This is a genomic window from Caballeronia sp. dw_276 (genome assembly GCF_018449635.1).
In the GTDB taxonomy this organism is placed as follows: domain Bacteria; phylum Pseudomonadota; class Gammaproteobacteria; order Burkholderiales; family Burkholderiaceae; genus Caballeronia.
Genome location: NZ_JAAVUV010000006.1, coordinates 196,086 through 216,414 on the forward strand (window position 1 = coordinate 196,086; position 20,329 = coordinate 216,414).

18 protein-coding genes are annotated in these 20,329 nt (G+C 60.5%); 7 read left to right on the forward strand and 11 right to left on the reverse strand.

Going from position 1 to position 20,329, the window contains the following annotated elements:
- The first annotated feature begins 48 nt into the window (after positions 1-48).
- The gene (locus HB633_RS14595; protein ID WP_213778788.1) at positions 49-882 is read left to right on the forward strand and encodes a thymidylate synthase; all 834 of its coding nucleotides are present in this window, start codon (positions 49-51) and stop codon (positions 880-882) included.
- A 38-nt stretch (positions 883-920) separates the two neighbouring features.
- Here HB633_RS14595 and HB633_RS14600 read toward each other — a convergent pair whose 3' ends face one another.
- Complete coding sequence (locus HB633_RS14600) at positions 921-2,885, reverse strand: alkyl sulfatase dimerization domain-containing protein (protein WP_213778789.1); 1,965 nt, start codon at positions 2,883-2,885, stop codon at positions 921-923.
- A gap of 232 nt (positions 2,886-3,117) precedes the next feature.
- Positions 3,118-3,885, reverse strand: a complete 768-nt coding sequence (locus tag HB633_RS14605; protein ID WP_213778790.1) for a helix-turn-helix transcriptional regulator — start codon at positions 3,883-3,885, stop codon at positions 3,118-3,120.
- 137 nt (positions 3,886-4,022) lie between these two features.
- Between HB633_RS14605 and HB633_RS14610 the strand changes: the two genes are divergently transcribed.
- The 3 genes from HB633_RS14610 to HB633_RS14620 all read left to right on the forward strand — a co-directional run bounded on the left by HB633_RS14610 (position 4,023) and on the right by HB633_RS14620 (position 6,480).
- Positions 4,023-4,166, forward strand: a complete 144-nt coding sequence (locus tag HB633_RS14610) for a hypothetical protein (protein WP_213778791.1) — start codon at positions 4,023-4,025, stop codon at positions 4,164-4,166.
- 103 nt (positions 4,167-4,269) lie between these two features.
- Positions 4,270-4,797, forward strand: a complete 528-nt coding sequence (locus HB633_RS14615; protein ID WP_213778792.1) for an acyl-CoA thioesterase — start codon at positions 4,270-4,272, stop codon at positions 4,795-4,797.
- 129 nt (positions 4,798-4,926) lie between these two features.
- A complete protein-coding gene (locus HB633_RS14620) occupies positions 4,927-6,480 on the forward strand; it encodes a class I SAM-dependent methyltransferase (protein ID WP_213778793.1) in 1,554 nt (517 codons plus the stop codon).
- Positions 6,481-6,532: 52 nt separating this feature from the next.
- Here the strand turns inward: HB633_RS14620 and fumC are convergent, their stop codons facing one another.
- From fumC to HB633_RS14645, 5 genes are all read right to left on the reverse strand, one after another.
- A complete protein-coding gene (gene fumC / locus HB633_RS14625; protein WP_213778794.1) occupies positions 6,533-7,927 on the reverse strand; it encodes a class II fumarate hydratase in 1,395 nt (464 codons plus the stop codon).
- 38 nt (positions 7,928-7,965) lie between these two features.
- Positions 7,966-9,642, reverse strand: a complete 1,677-nt coding sequence (locus HB633_RS14630; protein ID WP_213778795.1) for a phospholipase D family protein — start codon at positions 9,640-9,642, stop codon at positions 7,966-7,968.
- Between the two features lie 328 nt (positions 9,643-9,970).
- Positions 9,971-11,383, reverse strand: a complete 1,413-nt coding sequence (locus HB633_RS14635) for an MATE family efflux transporter (RefSeq protein ID WP_255580935.1) — start codon at positions 11,381-11,383, stop codon at positions 9,971-9,973.
- 200 nt (positions 11,384-11,583) lie between these two features.
- Positions 11,584-12,639, reverse strand: a complete 1,056-nt coding sequence (locus HB633_RS14640) for an NAD(P)-dependent alcohol dehydrogenase (RefSeq protein WP_213778797.1) — start codon at positions 12,637-12,639, stop codon at positions 11,584-11,586.
- 469 nt (positions 12,640-13,108) lie between these two features.
- Positions 13,109-13,330, reverse strand: coding sequence for an RNA-binding S4 domain-containing protein (locus tag HB633_RS14645; RefSeq protein ID WP_213778798.1), 222 nt, complete (start codon positions 13,328-13,330; stop codon positions 13,109-13,111).
- Between the two features lie 355 nt (positions 13,331-13,685).
- Between HB633_RS14645 and HB633_RS14650 the strand changes: the two genes are divergently transcribed.
- From HB633_RS14650 to HB633_RS14660, 3 genes are all read left to right on the forward strand, one after another.
- On the forward strand, positions 13,686-14,066 hold the full coding sequence (locus HB633_RS14650) for a hypothetical protein (protein ID WP_213778799.1): 381 nt from the start codon (positions 13,686-13,688) through the stop codon (positions 14,064-14,066).
- 68 nt (positions 14,067-14,134) lie between these two features.
- A complete protein-coding gene (locus HB633_RS14655) occupies positions 14,135-14,386 on the forward strand; it encodes a hypothetical protein (protein WP_213778800.1) in 252 nt (83 codons plus the stop codon).
- Positions 14,387-14,545: 159 nt separating this feature from the next.
- Entirely contained in the window at positions 14,546-16,669 is a 2,124-nt protein-coding gene (locus HB633_RS14660) for an ATP-dependent helicase (RefSeq protein WP_346730316.1), read from the forward strand.
- A 6-nt stretch (positions 16,670-16,675) separates the two neighbouring features.
- Here the strand turns inward: HB633_RS14660 and HB633_RS14665 are convergent, their stop codons facing one another.
- The 4 genes from HB633_RS14665 to HB633_RS14680 form a co-directional block, all read right to left on the reverse strand.
- Positions 16,676-17,440 (reverse strand): DUF4088 family protein, encoded by a 765-nt coding sequence (locus HB633_RS14665; protein WP_213778801.1) that lies wholly within the window; start codon positions 17,438-17,440, stop codon positions 16,676-16,678.
- 144 nt (positions 17,441-17,584) lie between these two features.
- Entirely contained in the window at positions 17,585-18,058 is a 474-nt protein-coding gene (locus HB633_RS14670) for a CreA family protein (protein WP_213778802.1), read from the reverse strand.
- A 273-nt stretch (positions 18,059-18,331) separates the two neighbouring features.
- The gene (locus HB633_RS14675; RefSeq protein ID WP_213778803.1) at positions 18,332-19,390 is read right to left on the reverse strand and encodes an aldose epimerase family protein; all 1,059 of its coding nucleotides are present in this window, start codon (positions 19,388-19,390) and stop codon (positions 18,332-18,334) included.
- Positions 19,387-20,175, reverse strand: a complete 789-nt coding sequence (locus HB633_RS14680; RefSeq protein WP_213778804.1) for an FCD domain-containing protein — start codon at positions 20,173-20,175, stop codon at positions 19,387-19,389. Before HB633_RS14680 ends, HB633_RS14675 begins: the two co-directional genes overlap by 4 nt.
- Between the last annotated feature and the right edge of the window lie 154 nt (positions 20,176-20,329).

Consider the following 20,329-nt stretch of genomic DNA (forward strand, 5'->3'; position numbering starts at 1 on the left):
GCCACAGGAATCCAGCCACGGGCCACCCCTTTTACGAACAACCCTTCCATGATCCAGTATCAAGAACTGCTCAAAGACATTCTCGAGCGCGGCGCTCGAAAGATGGACAGGACCGGCACAGGGACGATCAGCACGTTCGGCCGGCAATTGCGGTTCGATCTGGCGGCGGGTTTTCCGATCGTGACGACCAAGCGCATTCACATGAAAAGCGTGGTCTACGAGCTGCTCTGGTTCCTGAACGGCGATACGAACATCAAATACCTGAAAGACCACGGCGTTACGATCTGGGACGAATGGGCCGATGAAAACGGCGACCTTGGTCCGGTCTACGGTCACCAATGGCGCTTCTGGCCAAAAAACGACGGCACGATGGTCGATCAGGTAAGCGGGCTCGTGCATCAGATCAAGACGCGGCCGAATTCACGCCGCCTGATGCTGACGGCGCTGAACGTGGCGGATTTCCCCGACGAATCCATGTCTCCCGTCGATAACGCCCGCGCCGGCCGCATGGCGCTCGCGCCTTGCCATTGCCTCGCGCAGTTCTACGTGAACGATGGCAAGCTGAGCTGTCTTTTGTATTGCCGCAGCCAGGATGTGTTTCTGGGCACGCCGTTCAACATCGCGAGTTACGCGTTGCTCACGCATATGCTCGCGCAACAATGCGATCTGGATGTAGGCGAACTGGTGTGGACGGGCGGCGATTGCCATATCTACCTGAACCACTTGGAGCAGGTGGACCTGCAATTGAGCCGCGAGCCGTATCCGCTGCCCAAGCTCAAGCTGGCGAGAAAGCCCGAGTCGATCTTCGATTACCAATACGAAGACTTTGTCATCGAAGGTTATGAATATCACCCGGGCATCAAGGCGCCTATTGCTGTTTAAAGCGGCGGTTTAAAGCGGCGCTTTAAAGCATCCGGCGATCAAGGCGTGACTATGTTGAACATCGGGTCGAAGGTATCGAGAAGACCAAACAGCTCGCTGACCTTCTGAGCGTTTCCGCTGACCTTGTCACCACCCGCCTGGCCGCCGCTCATCAAGAACCTGGCAAAGTCGTTCTTGTTCATGGTGAGCGTGGCGTCCGGGTTCGCGAACGCGACGCCTTCGGTATAAATCAGCACCGAATTGCGCAGCTCGATGCCGTACTTGCGGCCATCGCCGAGATTCCAGTTGATGACCGTGTGCTTGCCGTCCGCCTTCGGACCGTTGAGCCGGATGCCCATGAAGTCGAGCAACATTTCGGGGCTCATTGCCGCGATGGCATCGGGCGTTGCCGTATTGATGCCCTTGCCCTTCGGCACGCCGTTGCGCAACTCGAACGCCCCCATCAAATACTCGTTGCGCCACGTCGGGTTCTCGGTCTGGTAACCAAGTTGTTCGAGCGCATCGGCTTGAAGTTCGCGAGCCGCCTTGTTCGATGGATCCGCGAACACGACCTTGTTCATCACGGTTGCGACCCATCGGTAATCGCCTTTATCGAATGATTGCTTCGATTTCGCGATCACTGCGTCGGCGCCGCCCATGAACTCGACGAAGCGCGCCGACTCTTCTTCCGGCGGCAGCGGATGCAGGTTCGCCGGATTCGAATCGTACCAGCCGAGATAGCGCTGGTAGATGCCCTTCACGTTGTGATTCACCGAGCCGTAATAGCCGCGGTTGTACCACTTCTTGCCGATGCCATCAGGCAACTGAACCTGCTCCGCGATCTCAGTCATGGTGTAGCCGGCGTTGGCGAGACGCAGCGATTGATCGTGGAGATACTTGAGCATGTCGCGCTGATCGGCCATGTAGCTCACGACATTCTGACGGCCCCATGTCGGCCAGTGATGCTGAGCGATCACCACATCCGTGCGGTCGCCGTAGTGCAAGATGGCTTCGTTGATGGTCTTCCACCATTGCACCGTGTCGCGTACCTGCGCGCCGCGCAGCGTGTACAGGTTGTGCATGGTGTGCGTGGTGTCTTCGGCGGTATCCAACAGCTTGAACTGCGGCATGTAGATCAGCATTTCGGCAGGCGCTTCCGTGCCGGGCGCCATCTGGAATTCGAACTGAACGCCATCGATAGTGCGTGTATCGCCGGTTTTTTCGACGGTGTCGTTCGGCGCGATCAAGCCGAGATTGCCGCGCGCGTTGGTCTTGCCGAGACCGGCATCGACTTGTCCGCGCGCGCTCGCCGGCAACATGGCGCCGTATTGATATAGCGCGCGGCGGCCCATTGCGTTGCCCGCGTAGATATTCTCCGCCACGGCTTCCTGCAAGAAGCCGCTGGGCGCGAGCACCTTGACCTTGCCGCTCTTCGCATCGGCTTCGTCGATCACGCCTTTCACGCCGCCGTAGTGATCCGCGTGGCTGTGCGTGTAGATCACGGCGACCACCGGTTTCTTCGGCCGATGCTGGAAGTAGAGATCAAGCGCCGCGCGGGCGGCTTCGCGCGTTGTCAGCACGTCGATCAGTACGATGCCCGTATCGCCTTCGATGATCGTCATGTTCGAGAGATCGAGTCCGCGCACCTGATACACGCGGTCCGTCACCTTGAACAAGCCGGTGAACATGTTCAGCTGTGCGATGCGCCACAGGCTCGGATTGACCGTGTCGGGCGCCTCACCCTTGAGAAAAGCGTACTTGTTCAGGTCCCAGCTCGTGCGGCCGTCGTCGGTTGGGAACGTGCCGTTCGCAATCGTGCCCATAAAGCCGCGCTGCGCGTTGTCGAAGTCGGTTTTATCGGCGAAGGGGAGTTGCTGGTAGACAGCAAGGTTGTCTTGCCGGGTGATGGCCGTGGCGTCCTTGGCGGGCGCGAAAGCGGCTTGCTGCCCAAGCGCGAACGGCGCGGCGAGCACGCTCAAAGCTGCTATTGCGGCAAACGTGAGCCGGTGCGGCGATACGATCATTGTTGTCTCCATTGAAGGCCATGCCTGGTTTGTTGTTCACGCCTGAATGGACGCCAAGGCACTCATGGATCGCAATTTTGGTATTGCCGATAAACCCCTGGGAATGACCGGTCGTTGTTCGATAAACCAGTCCGCCGCGTGCCCCTGACGTCACAAGCGAGTCAAAAACTTTACAGGCGAACCGGTTTTGTATTTGTCATATTTGGTCGGCTTTTGAACGGGCCATCAATGGCTATGTGTCCTTGAGGACCTCGGCGAAATGATGCTCACCCGCCGGCGTGACGCGCAGAATGCGGCGCCGGGATGTGGTTTCGAGCCAGCCGTGTTCGGTGCACGCATCGAGGAAAGCCGCGCCCAGCGCGCCGCCCAGATGTGGCCGGCGCTCGCTCCAGTCTATGCACGTGCACGCGAAGCGCCGCCGCCGTGCTTTCTGCTTGTTCAGATCGATGCCGAGTCGCGAGAACGCGTCGATTCCTCGCGCGGTTGCGTCGAGCGAGGTGGGGCCGGGGCGCGCGGATTCGGGCGCGGCACCGGGTATGACCTCCAGCCATTCTGATTTCAACATCCGCTCGAACAACCTCACCGCCAGTTCACCCGCGAGATGGTCATAGCAGGTCCGCGCGTACCGCATGTCGAGCGGCACGGCCGACGCAGGCCTCGGTGCCCGGCGATGCACTTCAACCGGCTCGCGCAGCGGGGCGCTGGCTTGCGCAAGATTGGCGAGCGCTTCGATCGCCATCGCGATGTCGGGCGTGGCGATGCGGTAATACCGGTGCCTGCCGCTGACCTCGAGCGCGAGCAATCCGCTTTCGATCAGCCGCGCAAAATGCCCGCTCGCCGCCGAGGGCGAGATGCCTGCGATCATCGTCAGTTCGCCGGCGGGGCGGGCGGTGCCGTCCATCAGCGCCCAGAGCATGGCGGCGCGCCCGGGGTCCGCGAGCAGCGCGCCAATCCGCGACAAACCCGGGAACGGGCGTGCATCGTCGTGATTGAGGGTCATGAAAACCTCCTTCGATTGACTCTACTTTAGCGGCTCGGTGCACGCGATGTTTCACTGAGACGTGAAGTATCGATGCGCTGGAGGCACGGGGCTAAAATGGGGTTTCGTATCGAAGTGCGGTCTTGCTGGGGATTTTCATGCTGAAACTATTGGTAGTGGCGCTGCTTGCCGCGGTGTGTGCGGGGTGCGCGGGAACGTCGGGCGGATCGTCGTCGGCGGGCGGGTCGAGCGGCATCACCATGTATGGCGTTATCGATGAAGGCATTTCGGTACGGAAGTAGAGGTCAGCGCGTCTTGCCGTGAACCCGTCCACATTTTGAGACTCGTATAATTCCGGCAACTCCACTTTGCCGGGCAGCCCCGCTGGGCGTGCCTTACATCTACATGAACACTGCAGCGCCGCTCTCAAATTCCACCGATGCCCCCATCACCGACCGGTCCGAAACCACGTTCCGGTTTCTTGCCGAGCCGACGTCCGTCAATTTCGGCGGCAAGGTTCACGGCGGCGCGTTGATGAAGTGGATGGACGAGACGGCCTACGCGTGTGCCGCCGTCTGGTCCGGACGTTATTGCGTAACCGTGAGCGTGGGCAACATCCGCTTTCGCCGGCCCATTTTGGTTGGCAATCTCGTGGAGTTGCGCGCGCGGGTTGTCGCAACCGGGCGCACGAGCATGCACCTGCATATATCGGTGCATGCCGGAGACCCGAAGAGCGGCGTATTGCAGCAGACGACTGATTGCCTGATGGTGTTTGTCGCTGTCGATGAACAGGGCAAACCGGTGCCGGTTCCGTCCTTCGTGCCGGTGACCGACGAGCAGAAACGGCTCGCAAAATATGCAATGGACGTCAAGGATGCGCTCGATGCCATCGTGGAATTGAAGCCGGAAGAAGTCGCGGCGGGCAAAGTCTAGAATTTCATCAAACGAAACAAGCAAATAAGACGTTTCTCATTCAAGCGCGTGTGCATTGTCGGCATAGTTCAGCGCATCGAGCGAAAGGCCATCAACGTGGCCGCGCCACAATCTGAATGAGGAACTACCATGACCTGGACGGCCGGCTACAACAGCTCCGTTGCTTACACCACCGGCTACTATCAGGAACAAAGCCCAAGCTATCTGAATGCGTGTCTTGTGATGCAGCGTGTACAGCCGCCATCGCTTGAAAAATTCACTTATTGCGAACTTGGATTTGGTCAGGGACTGACGTCGCTGATCCTGGCCGCGACACACCCGAACGGCGAGTTCTACGCCTGCGATTTCAACCCGCTGCATGTGCTGAGCGCGTCATCGGTACGCGACGAAGCGCGCTTGCCAAACCTTACCTTGCTGGAAAACGGCTTCGGCGAGCTTGCAGAAGGCAAGGTCGATTTGCCTTTGTTCGACTACGTCACGTTGCACGGCATTATCTCGTGGGTATCGGACGAAACGCGTGCGCAGATCATGCAGTTCCTCACGCGCTATCTGAAGCCGGGCGGCGTTGTGCAAATCAGCTACAACGCCATGGTCGCTTGCGCGCAGATTCAACCGCTGCAACGCTTGTTGATGCTCGGCGCGGGAAAGGGCGGCGATGCATGGGCGAAAGCCTATGAACTGGCAGCGAAGGTAAAGAACCTTGAAGCGCTGCATTTCACGCGCAACCCTGACTCGGCGAGCCGCGTAAATAGTTTTAACGATCTCGATAAAAACTATCTCGTCCACGAATACCTGCATGCAAAGTGGACGCCATTTCACATCACCGACATTGCGCAGGAAATGGCCGAGGCGAAGTTGAGCTTTGCTGGCAGCGCGCGGTTTGCGCACATGGCGCCCGTTGCGTGGCTCGGAGACGACCAGCGGCAAATGCTGGAAACGGTTGCTGATCCAATCGAGGCGGAAGAACTGCGCGACTACTTTGTGAATCGCGGATTCCGCTCGGATATCTTCGTGCGCGGCAAGGCTCAGCTCAGTGATATCCGTCTGCGCGAACAAGCGCGCCACGTTTATTTGTGGGGCAACGCGTCGGCGGTCTACAAGCCGGAGGTCAGCGTGGAACACGCCACGATCACTCGCTCCGACAATGCTCACAAGCGCTTGTTCGAATTGCTGCGCCGCTCGGAAACAACGCTGGCGCAAGTTTTCGATGCACCCGAGTTCGCCGGACTCTCGCTCGACTCCATCCTGAAGCTGCTGCGGTTATCGATCGCAGTTGGTGAGACCGTCGTGCGTTATGGCGCGGAACAACCGCGCGCGGCAGCGGACCGGCTCAACGGTGTTTTGCTGTCGCGAATCGAGCGCGGCGAGGTCTGGGGCGCATTGGCGTCGCCCCGGCAGGGTGGGGGTGCCGGGATCAGCGTTCTGGATCAGTTGATGCTCGCCTCACTGCATGGGAAGGCCGATCCAATCAAGGCGCTGACCAGAGATCACGATGAACTGGTCGCGCGCGTGAAGCGCTCGCTGACTGCGACGGGCCTGAAATTACGCGTCGGGGATGTCGAGGTCGCCGAAGGGGACACTGACAAGCGCATCGGCCACATCTTCGAAGACTCGGGCAAGACGCTGCTCGCGCATGCAGTCGAACAGGGTTTCCTGGCCGCGCGAAAGACATCAGCACGTTAATTACCGTTTGAAGGCAACGGTTGATACGTGATCAACCGCTGCAACCCCGGCTTTACTTCTTGCCGACCATCTCTTCAGGCTTCACCCACTCGTCGAACTCGGCTTCCGTCACATAGCCGAGCTTGAGCGCCGAAGCCTTCAGCGTCGTCCCTTCCTTATGCGCCTGCTTCGCGATCTTCGCGGCCTTGTCATAGCCGATATGCGGGTTCAGCGCCGTCACCAGCATCAGCGATTCGTTCAGCAGACTCTCGATACGCGGCTTGTTCGGCTCGATGCCGACTGCGCAGTTGTCGTTGAAACTTTGTGCGCCATCGGCGAGAAGGCGTACGGATTGCAGCACGTTGTGCGCGATCATCGGGCGGAATACGTTCAGCTCGAAATTGCCGCTCGCGCCGCCGATATTCACTGCAACGTCGTTGCCAAAGACCTGGCAGCACAGCATGGTCACGGCCTCGGATTGCGTCGGATTGACCTTGCCCGGCATGATCGAACTGCCCGGTTCATTTTCCGGAATCGACAATTCGCCGAGGCCGCAGCGTGGTCCGCTTGCTAGCCAGCGAATGTCGTTGGCGATCTTCATCAAACCCGCTGCTATGGTTTTCAGCGCGCCGTGCGCGAACACGAGTGCATCAGCGGCGGCCATGACTTCGAACTTGTTCGGCGCGGTTTCGAACGGCAGGCCGGTGAGCCTGCCGATCACGTTCGCGACCTTCACCGCGAATTCGGGATGCGCGTTCAAGCCCGTGCCGACCGCCGTGCCGCCGAGCGCCAGTTGATACAAATGCGGCAACGTCGATTCAACGTGACGAATCCCCTGATCCAGTTGCGCGACGTAACCTGAAAACTCCTGTCCGAGCGTAAGCGGCGTTGCGTCCTGCAAATGCGTGCGGCCGATTTTCACGATCGAATCGAAGTCCTTCGATTTCTTATCGAGCGTGGCACGCAAGGTTTTCAGCGACGGCACCAGATGCTTGACTATCGCCACCGCCGCCGCGATGTGCATGGCGGTCGGAAACACGTCATTCGACGATTGCCCGCGATTCACGTCGTCATTCGGATGCACCTTGCGCGCTTCGCCGCGCTCGCCGCCCATCAGTTCGCTCGCCCGGTTCGCGATCACCTCGTTGAGGTTCATGTTCGTCTGCGTGCCCGAGCCGGTTTGCCACACGGCAAGCGGGAATTCATCGGGGTGCTTGCCGGCGAGGATTTCATCGGCGGCGGCGATGATGGCTTTTGCTTTATCGTCGGCGAGCACTTTCAGTTCGGCATTCACTTCCGCCGATGCCCGCTTGACGATCGCAAGCGCATCGATCAGTTCCGGCGATTGTTTCTCGCTCGAAATCTTGAAATTTTGCAGCGAGCGCTGGGTCTGCGCGCCCCAGAGTTTTTCGTTGGGCACGGCGATTTCGCCGAAGGTGTCTTTCTCGAGTCTTGCGTTGTCCGTCATGACGACTTGCTCCTTCAGGTTCGGTTGAAACGTGACGCTTAAAGTTGAGAGTCGACGGGCAGCAACATGAACAATCCCGTCAGCAGATTCCGGTACAAACCGGCTTGCGGATCGAAGTTATACGTGCGCACCTGGCCGTTTTCTTCGGTGGTCCAGATGAGCGGTGACATCGGCGAGCCGGTGTTCTGGAGGCCGGCCAGTACTGCGGGGGATGCGAGCTCCACACGATACGCCGTTGCCGGCGCAATGCCGCGGTCGAACAACTCGGCGGCCTCGCGGGCTATCTCCTGGTTGTAGACGATCAGCGCGAGTTCGGTGTTGAGGGACGCCGAGCGCGGATCGAGGTTCATCGAACCAATGACTAGGATACTGCGATCGATCACGTAAGCCTTGGCGTGCAGGCTCGAACGCGATTGCGACCCAAAGATGCCGGCGCGCGGCTCCCCGGCGCCTTCGGCGATCACGGGCTTGAGTTCGTAGAGATCGACGCCGGCCTTCAACAACGGCACGCGATACGGCGCATAACCCGCCTGGACCGCGACGGCGTCGGTTGCAGCGAGCGAATTCGTCAGGATCTCGACCTTCACGCCTTTGCCGGTGATCGCGGCCAACGCCTTGACGCCTTCATCGTGCGGCACGAAATACGGCGACACGATCAAAACGCTGCTCTGCGCCGCGTTCGCCAGTTCGATGAGACGTTGCATGGGCGGGCTTTTGTAGTCCGGATCGGGATGCTCGATCTTGACCGGCGAATCAGCCCTGAACTCCGTGCGCGCCCACGTCAGGCCGAGGCTGTCCTGCGCGATCTGCTGTGCGAGCGGCGTTGCGTTGAGCGGTTTCGCGTTCAGCGGGTCGGCCTGGTCCTTCCAGTGCTGGCGAAGGTCGGCGCGGGTTTTATCGAGATCGGCGGGATCGAATTTCTGCTTGTTCAGCGCGCGCAGCGGATACGCAATCGAGCTGTTCCAGTAATCGTCGAAGCTCGCCGATATTTCCTGCGTTGCCGGCCCTGCAACGAACGCATCAAGGTCACGAAACTGAATGGTCGGACTCGCGCTGAAATATTCATCGCCGAGATTGCGGCCGCCGACGATCGCGATCTGGTTGTCCGCGATCATCGCCTTGTTGTGCATGCGGCGCGTGAACTGATCGACATTCGTGAAAAGATTGCGCGTGCGCTCGCCGAAACTGCGGGTCGCGCTGCCGAACGGATTGAAGACGCGGATATCGATGTTGTCGTGTGAATTCAGCGTAGCCATGATCTTGTCGATGTCCTTGAAATTCAGGTCATCCACCAGCATCCGGACTTTCACGCCGCGGTCGGCTACATAAAGCGCCGCGCCGAGCAGCAGCTTGCCCGTGTTGTCCTCTTCCGCAATGTAGTACTGCATGTCGAGCGTTTTCGTCGCGGCGCGGGCGAGCGCGATGCGCGCCTGCAGCGCCTCGGTCCCGGTCGGCAGCAGACGCACGCCGGATTCATCCGGATGCGCGGCTTCCTTCTGCGCGATAGCAGCGCGTAGCGGCGTATCGGCGGTGGCTGCGAGCGCGTGCGTGACCGGATGGTCAAACGCGCTGGCCGGCGGGCGCGTGGCGCAAGCGGCGAGCGTCAGCGCGGTCAGAGTCGCAACGGATAGCTTCAGATACCGCGAAACCTCGTTCGGCCCGTCTTTCCGGGTTGAAGTGTTCGATGACTGCTTGCTACGGTCCGACACGTCCATTTCTCTTCTTTCCCAAGCGATTTTTCTGATCTGGTCACGGCTTCGATGCACCGTCCTTGTCGTTCTTGGCGCCGGATCTCGTTTGAACGCGCGAGGATCACGCGAGCCCATTTTATTGGAAATTGGGTACGGACACGCTGGATGGCTCGTTTTAAGCAAAAGCGGGGAGGGGAATCACGGATCATGCAGACGAAAAAAAGCCCGCTTCAACGAAGCGGGCCTAATACCCCTGTTACTGGATGAGTCTCAAGGAGACGGCTTGATCGTATCTGCCGGGCGTCCGGATTCCAACCAACAATGCCTGCTTAACTTATGCGGGAGCATTGCCTTAAGCCGTATTTTGTGACGCCTGGCGGTCTTTCCCGGCCGGCAAGGTGCCACCGGCTACAAGCCTGCGGCTCATGCGGTCGAAACGGAAGGTCATCAGCGCCGCGACACTCGCCAGCCCCGCCGCAAGCCCCCACCACAGGCCTTTCGTCCCGCCGCCGAAGTGAAACGCCAGCAAATAACCCGTCGGAAAGCCGATGCCCCAATAGCCGAATGCAGCGGCGAGCATGGGCACGCGCGTGTCTTTCAGCCCGCGCAGCACGCCGGAGGCAACGGTCTGCATGCCGTCGACGATCTGGAATACGGCGGCCACGCCTAGCAGCGAAGCCGCCAGCGCGACGGTCTGGGCGTTCTTCGGGTCATCGAGATGCAGATACAGCCCGACGATCGCGTGCGGCGCCAGCACCAGCACGCAGCCCGACAACGCCATGAACGCCACGCCGAGCGCAAGCGCGACAAACCCCGCATGGCGCGCGGCAACGGGTACGCCCGCGCCGATCCAGTACCCCACGCGCACGTTCGCCGCCTGTCCGATGGCGAGCGGCACCATGAACGCCACCGACGCCACGTTCAACGCAATCTGGTGCGCGGCGAGCGGCGCTTCGCCGAGCGTGCCGACGGTCATGCCGGTGGCGAGAAACAGCGTCGATTCGACGCCGTACGTGATCGCAACCGGCCAGCCGATGCCAAACAGCTCGCCCATCAACGGCAGGCGCGGGCGCGATGCGGCGACGAAATGCTTGAACCGTGGCCGCAAATGCAGGAACGCCACCAGCATGAGTGCGGTTCCCCAGACGGTGATCGTGGTCGCAACCGCCGAGCCCAGAAACCCAAGCCGGGGCAGGCCATACGCGCCGTGGATCAGGCCGTAGTTCAAGAACCCGTTCACGAACACGCCGCCAATCGATACCCACAAAAGCCGCCGCGCCGCGCCGATAGCCGGCAGAAACGCGCGCATCATGCCGATCCCGATCAGGCTGCCCGGCGCGCCCCAGCGCAGCACCGCGCAATATTCGCCGACGTTTTTGGCGAGCATCGCGGGTTCGTGGAATGCGAGCAGGATCGGTTCGGCGAAGCTCAGCAATACGAACGCCGGAATGGCGAGCAGCAGCGAAAGGACGAAGCCGGTCCAGTAGATATTCGGTACGAGATGGTCGTTATTCGCGCCACGCGCGTGCGAGACGGACACGCTCACCGACGTCAGCACGCCCTGCAGCAGCACGACCACGACAAAAAACAGGTTCGCGCCCAGACCGCCCGCCGCGAGCGCGTCGGGGCCGAGTGAGCCGAGCAGGATGGTGTCGGTCACGCCCATTGCCATTTGCGAGAGCTGCGAAATGGCGAGCGGCGCCGCGAGCCTGGCGGTATCGACGGCATGACGGGAGAAGCTGGGCGGCGCGGTCGCGCGATTCATTCGGGTTGGCATGACAGATAACAAGGAAACTTGCGCCGGTGCGCCTGGACGGCCTTACAAAGCCGCCGCAAAAACAGTAACGGGCGATGCAAAGGCCGTTGCCGGCCCTGCATCGCCCGTTCGTTCCGGCCGCGCTACGGAGTTCAGACGTGAATCACGCAGAACCCAAAGCCGGCGAAAGAGAACGAAAGCCTTCTAGCTTATTGCTTGATCGAGCTCATGTCGATCACGAAGCGGTATTTCACGTCGCTCTTGACCATCCGGTCGTACGCGGTATCGATTTCGTCCATGCGGATCATTTCAATATCCGACGTAATTCCGTGCTTGCCGCAGAAATCGAGCATTTCCTGCGTTTCCGCGATACCGCCAATCAGCGAACCCGTCAGCGACCGGCGCTTGAAAATCAAATTGCCAATGGACGGCGACGGATGCGGATGCTCCGGCACGCCGACGAGGGTCATGGCGCCGTCGCGCTTGAGCAGCGTCACGAAGGCGTCGAGGTCATGGGAAGCCGCGACCGTGTTCAGGATGTAATCGAAGCTGTTTACGTGCTTCGCCATCTGCTCCGGATCCTTCGAGATCACCACTTCATGCGCGCCGAGGCGCTTGCCGTCTTCCACCTTGCTTTGCGACGTGGTGAACAGCACCACGTGCGCGCCGAGCGCGGCGGCGATCTTCACGCCCATGTGCCCAAGGCCGCCCAATCCGACGATACCAACCTTCTGTCCCGGCTGAATGTTCCAGTGGCGCAGCGGCGAGTAGGTCGTGATGCCGGCACAAAGCAGCGGCGCAACGGCGGCGAGTTCGAGGTTTTCCGGGATGTGCAGGGTGAAGGCTTCATCGACGACGATCTGTGTGGAATAACCGCCGTAGGTCACGCCGCCGGTGTGTTTGTCGGGTCCGTTGTAGGTACCGACAAAGCCGCTGCCTTCGCAATATTGCTCGAGGCCTTCCTGGCAACTCGGGCAAGTGCGGCATGAATCGACCATGCAGCCGACGCCGGCGAGTTGCCCGACCTTGAACTTCGATACTTCCGATCCGACTTCGACCACACGGCCGACAATCTCATGGCCCGGAACGTTCGGATACACCGTGCCGCCCCATTCGCCGCGGGCGGTGTGCAGGTCCGAATGGCACACGCCGCAGAACAGGATGTCGATACGCACATCGTGCGGCGTGAGGTCACGGCGCTCGAACTCGAAGGGGCTGAGCGGTTCGGTGGCGGAACGTGCGGCGTATGCGTTGGTCTTGTACATGGAATTGCTCCAGATAGAGGGCAAAAAAGTGCCGGGCAAAATGCCTGCGCCCTGACACGAATATTTAATGCTCTGGTCATCGGCCTGTTGGACGGGCGCGTGCCTGAAAACATCTGCTAGGCCGGCGAACCAGATCGCCGGATAAAGCGGTGCAAGGGCCGTGCAGGTCCTGAAGGACGTCCACGCGTTGCGGAAGAAGGAATGGTTGCCGGGATGGAGTTGCTTGGCCGGACGATGTCCGGATGCCACGGGGGTGATACGTAGGTCCTGCGCAATCGGCGGCGTGATTCACTGATGCCGCCTGAAACAATTTTAGATCGCTACAAAAAAACGTGCTTGAGTGGCCGTTTGATGACGCTCGATGCGGCCGTTGCGAAGCCTCGATTATCGCGCTTCCGGCCGCGCCTTCCAACCTGTTCCAATGTAAAACTTGACCACCGTCAGGTGGTTGCCGCATCGATCGGCTGGTTCATGCCGGCTTGCGAATCTTGATGGTGGTGTCATCGACAAGAACCGTCTGGCCCGCGCGGATCTTGCACGTCTTGCGCAACTCGACCTTGCCGTCTACCTTCACCTCGCCCTCGGCCACGCGCATTTTCGCCGAGCCGCCGCTGTCGGCTAAGCCCATGATCTTGAGCAGGTTATGCAGTTCGACGTAATCGCCCGTGAGCGTGAATTCCTGGCGCGGCATGGCGGCTCTCTTTGCAGGTTGAAACGAATCGGGCGCACATCATAAACCAGCGATGCAACCAGTATCTGTGTGAAGTATCGGGTGTGCGGGCACGCCGCGTGCGACTACCGCCATGTCCCGGTAAATCCGGCCGTCCAGTCCTTTGCAACATGTCAGGAAATGAAACCTTCGGTAACAGTGACGGGTTTCATAGAACCCGGACGGAGGGAGCGGGGTCAATCGTAATACGTTGTCCCGTAGTCCAGTAGACGGGCGAAACGCAGCGCGCAGTGCCCAAGGGCGTTTCAGGACACGAAACATGCTGCCCGGCGTTGCAATCGATACCCGGAAAACAATCGCCAGAGAGGAATTGAATATGTCGCAAGTCAAGAAGATGCTGCTTGGTACCGCTTTCATTGCTATCGCAGGTTCCGCTTTTGCCCAGACCGCACAGCCTTCCGATGCCGGCCAGCCGCCCGCACAGGTTACGCCCGCGCCGCAAAACCTGACGGCTCCGGCACCCACCGATCCTCTGGTCCAGAAGCGCAATGCGAACGCTCAGGCCAACGCGGAATACAAGGCATCGAAGAAGGCATCGCAGCAGGAACTGAAGGCGACCAGCAAGCAAGCGAAGGAGCAATACAAGGAGCAAGTCCGTAACGCCAAGATCAACAAGAAGGCCGACAAGCAGACGGCCAACGACGAACTGAAGTCCGCCGAACCGAATGGTCCGCAGAACACGAACCTGCAGCACTAAACCCGGTGTATCGATGAACGCGGTCGTTTCCTATGGCCGCGTTCGGGAAAAAATAGAGGGAGAACATCATGACCAAGACCACTCATCGTTTGTGCGCTGCCTTGCTCGCGGGCGCGTTTGCGACTGCGGCGACGGTATCGGTTGCACAGAATACCGAGCCCACGCACGCGGAGAAGAAAGCCGCCAAGAAGCAGGCCGAAGCCGATAAGGACGCGAACGTCGCACAGGCCAAGGCCGACAAGCAGAAGACCGAGTCGCAGTCGAAGGCGAACGAAGCCGCTGCCGACGCCAACCTGAAGAACGCGAAGAAAGCGGACTGATCCGGCTTTGTCGCGTAAAGAACGGCCCGACAAGCGCCAGCTTGCCGGGCCGTCTGTTTTTTGGGGCCAAAAGCGTGCTGCATCAAGCGCTTGCGTGCGCGGGTTGTATGGATATACAGTGTGCGTCACCTGTTTTTCCAAGCTCCAAGGTCACGCGACGTGCTTTCGCCCATTCCCGCCATTGATGCCAAGCCCCAATCCGATGCAGCGGAAGTCGCGCCGTATTTGACCAAGCTCAACGACGCCCAGCGCGAAGCCGTCGAATACGGAACCGATGCCAACAGCGCCGCCGGCGCGTTGCTCGTGATCGCGGGCGCGGGGTCGGGCAAGACGAATACGCTTGCGCATCGCGTGGCGCATTTGCTGGTGAAGGGCGCTGATCCGCGCCGTATCCTGTTGCTGACCTTTTCGCGGCGCGCGGCCAACGAAATGACACGCCGCGTGACGCGCATCGCGGCGAACGCGCTAGGGAATCGCAGCGGCATGGCGCAAGGCCTCACGTGGTCCGGCACCTTCCATAGCGTCGGCGCGCGTTTGCTGCGGGACTACGCGGATCTGGTGGGCTTGTCGCCGTCGTTCACCATCAACGACCGCGAGGATTCCGCCGATTTGATGAATCTCGTGCGGCACGAACTGGGGTTATCGGCGAAGGAAAAACGCTTTCCCGCCAAGTCCACGTGCTTCGCCATCTACTCGCGCGTGGTCAATACAGGCGCGTCGCTTGCCACCGTGCTCGATCAGGCGTTCCCGTGGTGCCGCGAATGGGAAGACGACTTGCGGCGCCTTTTCGCCGCCTACGTCCACGCAAAGCAGCAGCAAAGCGTGCTCGATTACGACGACCTGTTGCTCTACTGGGCGCATCTGGCGGCGGAGCCGTCGATTGCGGCGGATTTGTCGAGCCGCTTCGACCACGTTCTCGTCGATGAATACCAGGACACGAACAAGCTCCAGGCGTCCATCCTCCTTTCGATGAAACCCGATGGCCGCGGCCTCACCGTCGTCGGCGACGACGCGCAGTCCATCTATTCGTTTCGCGGCGCGACAGTGCGCAACATTCTCGACTTCCCGAATCACTTCGACCCGCCCGCCAAGTGCGTGACGCTCGAGCGCAACTACCGCTCCACGCAGCCGATCCTGGCGGCATCGAATGCGGTGATCGGCCTCGCCACCGAGCGATACACAAAGAACCTCTGGACCGACAAGACATCGGAGCAACGGCCGCGGATTGTTTCCGTCGCCGATGAAGCCGATCAAGCGCGCTACATCGTCGAGCAGATACTGGAAGCGCGCGAAGGCGGCATGACACTCAAGCAGCAAGCCGTGCTGTTTCGCACCGCGTACCACAGCGCCGCGCTCGAAATCGAACTCACGCGGCGCAATATCCCGTTCGTGAAGTTCGGCGGTCTGAAGTTTCTCGATTCCGTGCATGTGAAGGACGTACTGGCCGTCTTGCGATGGGCCGAGAATCCGCGTGATCGGGTGGCGGGGTTTCGCGTGGTGCAGTTGCTGCCGGGCATCGGGCCGGCCATCGCCGGTCGTGTGCTCGACCAGGTCGCCGAACGCGGCGATACGGCATCAGCGCTCGCGGCCTTTGCGCCGCCGCCGCGAGCAAGCGAAGACTGGCCTGTATTTGCCAGCTTGATGGCGAAGGTGTGCGCGCGGGAAAGCGGTTGGCCGGCCGAGTTCGAGATGATCCGGCGCTGGTACGAACCGCATCTGGAGCGCAATCACGAGGACGCGGCGATCCGTCATGGCGACGTGCTGCAGATGGAAAGCATTGCGTCGACGTATCCCACGCGCGAGCGTTTCCTCACTGAACTGACGCTCGATCCGCCCGACGCCACGAGCGACGAATCGGGCGTGCCGCTTATCGATGAAGATTATCTGATTCTTTCCACCATTCATTCGGCCAAGGGCCAGGAGTGGAAAAACGTGTTTGTGCTGAACGGCGTGGATGGCTGCATTCCGTCGGACATGGGCACGGGCAGCGACGAGGAAATCGATGAAGAACGGCGGTTGTTATACGTCGCCATGACGCGGGCAAAAGAGGATCTGCATATAGTCACGCCGCAGCGCTTCTACGTGCACAACCAGACGGCCATGGGCGACCGGCATGTGTGGGCGGCACGCACGCGGTTCATTCCCGCGCATCTGATGCCGCAGTTCGAAGCGCGCGCGTGGCCGCATGTGCCCGAACCCGTTGCGCCGACGGCCGCAGGCTTGGCCGCGGCGGCGAAAGCGAAGCTGGATATCGCGGCGCGGCTCAAAAAAATGTGGGAATGAAGCAGCTCAACGTTCTGCGCGTGATGGCTTCGGCACCTTGCGTTCCGGCGTGAAGATCGCGCGAAGCCAGTTGCCAAAACGCGTAAAGCTGTCATACGGCTCTTCGATGAAAATCTCCGGCTTCAGCGACCGCAGCTGTTCCAGCACTTGTTGCGCTTCCTGCTTTGAAACGGAGCCATGAAACATCCCGAGTCTCAGCAAACAGCGCAGTTCACCGAGCTTTTCGCGCGCGGTCGATCCCACACTGTGCTCGGTCGCAATCCTCGTTTCGTAGACACGTTGACGCAGTGAATCGGCGAGACGCCACGCGGGCGTCTGCATCTTCTGCTCGAGATCCTGAATATCCGTTGCCGCCGATTTGATCTGCGCGGCAAGCGAATCGATTTGCGCCGCGTCGCCTTTTGCTTCCGTGACGATCGACGTCGCCCAGGTGCGCGCGGCCTTCACCAGATCGTCCGCCGACCAGTCCGAGCGCACCGCAAAACCAAATCCGTGTTCCGCGGCCTGGCGCATCATCATGTCGACGACATCCGGGAATTCCTTGTCGAGCGCGCGCTTGGCCCATGCGTACTGGCCGTTTTGCAACATTCGTTGCACGGCTTGTTCGGTGAGCGGCGTGGGGTTGTCGAGCAGTTTTGCGCGCAGGAAGTCTTCGAACGATGGCGTGACGAATTGCGGATCGAATTTAAGCGACAGGCGAATGAACGTATCGAAGTCGCGGCGCAGCGCAACGAGCGTTTCGTCTTTGAATGAGAGGGTGATCTGACCCATGATGTGTCCCGGTTCGCGCGTCCCGCGCATCGATTTTTCGAATTGCGCGGAAAAACAGTCGGCGTCGCCATTAGAGCGATGGCCATTCGTCTTTATATCGGCGGCCGGGCGGGAAACTTTAGGGCGTTGGAGGAAAGCCTCCAGTTACTTTACGGGAATCGTCGTGCCTGCTGGCATGGGCACGGCCGTGACGCTGTTCTTCGCGCTGCCGGTCGCGATCCGGTCGCTGTACGTCAGGTAAACCAGCGTGTTGCGCTTGGTATCCACGACCCGAACCACGTGCAAGGTCTTGAAGATGAACGACATGCGCTCGGAGAACACATCGGCTTTCTGCTTGAGCGGCGCGTCGATCTTGATAGGCCCGACCTGGCGGCACGCAATCGACGCTTCGGACGGGTCTTCCGCGATACCCAGCGTTCCCTTGACGCCGCCTGTGCGTGCTCGCGAAACGTAGCATGTGATCCCGGCGACAGCCGGATCGTCGTACGCCTCCACGCTCACGCGGTCCGAACCGGTGAACCGGAAATTCGTGTTCACGCTGGCGATTTCCTCGGCGTGAAGCCCGAGAACGGCGAACAGCGCAGCGAGCGATGCAAGCAGGGGGAGGGCGCGTTTCATCGGAATCCTTGAGCCATTTCTGGCGATAAAAAAACAAAAAAGGCGTCGTATTGTAACGACGCCTTCGTACAGTCCGGGTGAAACGCATGCGGCTGAAAGATCAGTGGAAGATCAGATACAGGATCACCAGCACGATCACCGGAACACCAAGCAGCCATCCAAGTAGGTAAGGCATGTCGTCCTCCATTCGATATCTGATTTGATGAATCAAGTATCCGTGAGAGGCCAATGTCCCGATAGCCGCGCCTGTCCTATATCAGTGTAGGCGGACTCCTATCGGACGCCGGTGGTGTATTGCGTGACTTGCCGGTAGCGCTCGTTCGGGCGCAAGACCACGTCTTCCGCGCTTTCCATGTTGATCTGGTTTGGGAATCCGCCGGCTTCCAGGCACAACGCGCCGTGCTTTTTATAGATCGTGCCTTGTTTGCCCGGCTCGCCTTCCAGATAGTTGCTCGTATAAAACACGAGGCCGCGTTCAGTCGTCGATACCGTCAATTCCCGTCCGCTTGCCGGATGATAGACCGTCGCCGCGCGCTGCAATTCCGGCAGTGCGGTGACCGCGCCGATCGAACGCAACACAAAACAATGATCGATGCCGCCATTCGCCAGCCTGACCTGCTCGTTGTCGTGCGCATCGATACGCGGTCCGATAGCGGCTGGCTTGCGAAAATCGAACGGGGTATCGGCGACGTTTTCGAGCGCCACGGGAATCGTGTTTTCATCGATGGAGAAAAACTGGTCCGCCGCGATTTCGATCTCGTGATCGGCAATGCTCGAAGGCGCGCCCGACAAGTTGAAGTACGCGTGATTCGTGAGGTTGAGCGGCGTGGGGGCGTCGGTGAAGGCATCGTAGGCGATCGTCAGGTCACCCGCTGCGCTGAACGTGTAGGTCACCTGGACCGTGAGCGCGCCAGGAAAACCATTGTCGCCAGCCGGCGATTCCAGCCTGAACACGAGCGATTCGTCCGTGTGCTTCGCTTGCCAGACCTTGTAGCTGAAGCCGGTGGAACCGCCGTGCAGCGAGTTCGGCGGCTGGTTGGCTTCGAGCGGGTATTCGACGCCATCGAGTGAAAAACGCGCGCCCGCGATGCGGTTCGCCCATCGTCCGACGGTCGCGCCCATGTGCGCCGGGCCTTGCGTGTAGGCGGTGGGGGTGTCGTGGCCGAGCAGAATATCGGCGAGACGGCCGTCGCGATCCGGCGCGAACCACGAGACGAGCGCTGCGCCGAGGTTCGTCGCCGAGACCCGCAGGCCATTGTCGTGGCTGATCGTATGAAGTTCGACGGGCGTGCCGTCCGGGAGGTCGCCCCAATGGGCGCTGGAAATGTTCATTGCGTGGTCTCCGGGTTATGGTTTTTCGGGGGTTGGCGCGGCGCTTCGGGCTTCGGTGGCCTGTCACGATACAGCGTGCGAACGTAGTCCAGATGCGCGCCTGCGGCGTCGCGGGCACGTTGTGGATCGCGGGCGATGATGGCATCGAAGATTGCCTGATGCTGTGCGAGCAGATCGGCTTCGACCTGATCGTCGTAATCCACCAGCCGGTGCGATGTGAGCATCGATTCACGCACGAGCTCGTGCAGGCCGTGCATTACGTGGGCGAGCGCAAGGTTGTGGGTGGCATCGGCGATGGCCAGATGAAACGCGGCGTCGTGTTCGGCGATGCGCGTGCGTTTTGGTTCGATGGCCGCCGTTTTCAGTGCCTGGAACGCTTCGGCGATGCGTGCGAGGTCGGTATCGGTCGCGCGTTCGGCGGCGTAGGCGGTCGCGAGGGATTCGAGTCCGTGGCGCAGTTCGAGGACATCGGCGCTGGCGGTGGGATGCTGGCTCAGCAATGCGGCGAGCGGTGCGGAAACCAGGGGTGCGGTGACATCGGACACTTCGAAACCACCGCGGGCGGCGGCGCGGATGAATCCATCGGATTCGAGCCGGATCAAGGCTTCACGCAGCGACGGGCGCGAGACGTTCAGTTGTTCGGCGAGATCGCGTTCGGCGGGGAGGCGCTGACCGGGGGAGAGGGCGCCGCTCGTGATCAGGGCGCGGATCTGGTCGGAGACGACATCGGCGATGCGTACTCGGGGGTAGGAGTGGACGGGATGGAAGGGGAGGGGCGTTGGCACTTGGGGGGGCGGTTGGGCGGTTGTTCGGAGCGGTCGGGGTTGAGGCTGGGTTGCTGCTCTTTAGGTCTTTGCGCGTTCCGTCTTGGCTGTATTTTTTAGCACTGTTAGCCACTGTCCGTGGCGGGACTTCATTTCTTTGTCTAACGGCGACAAA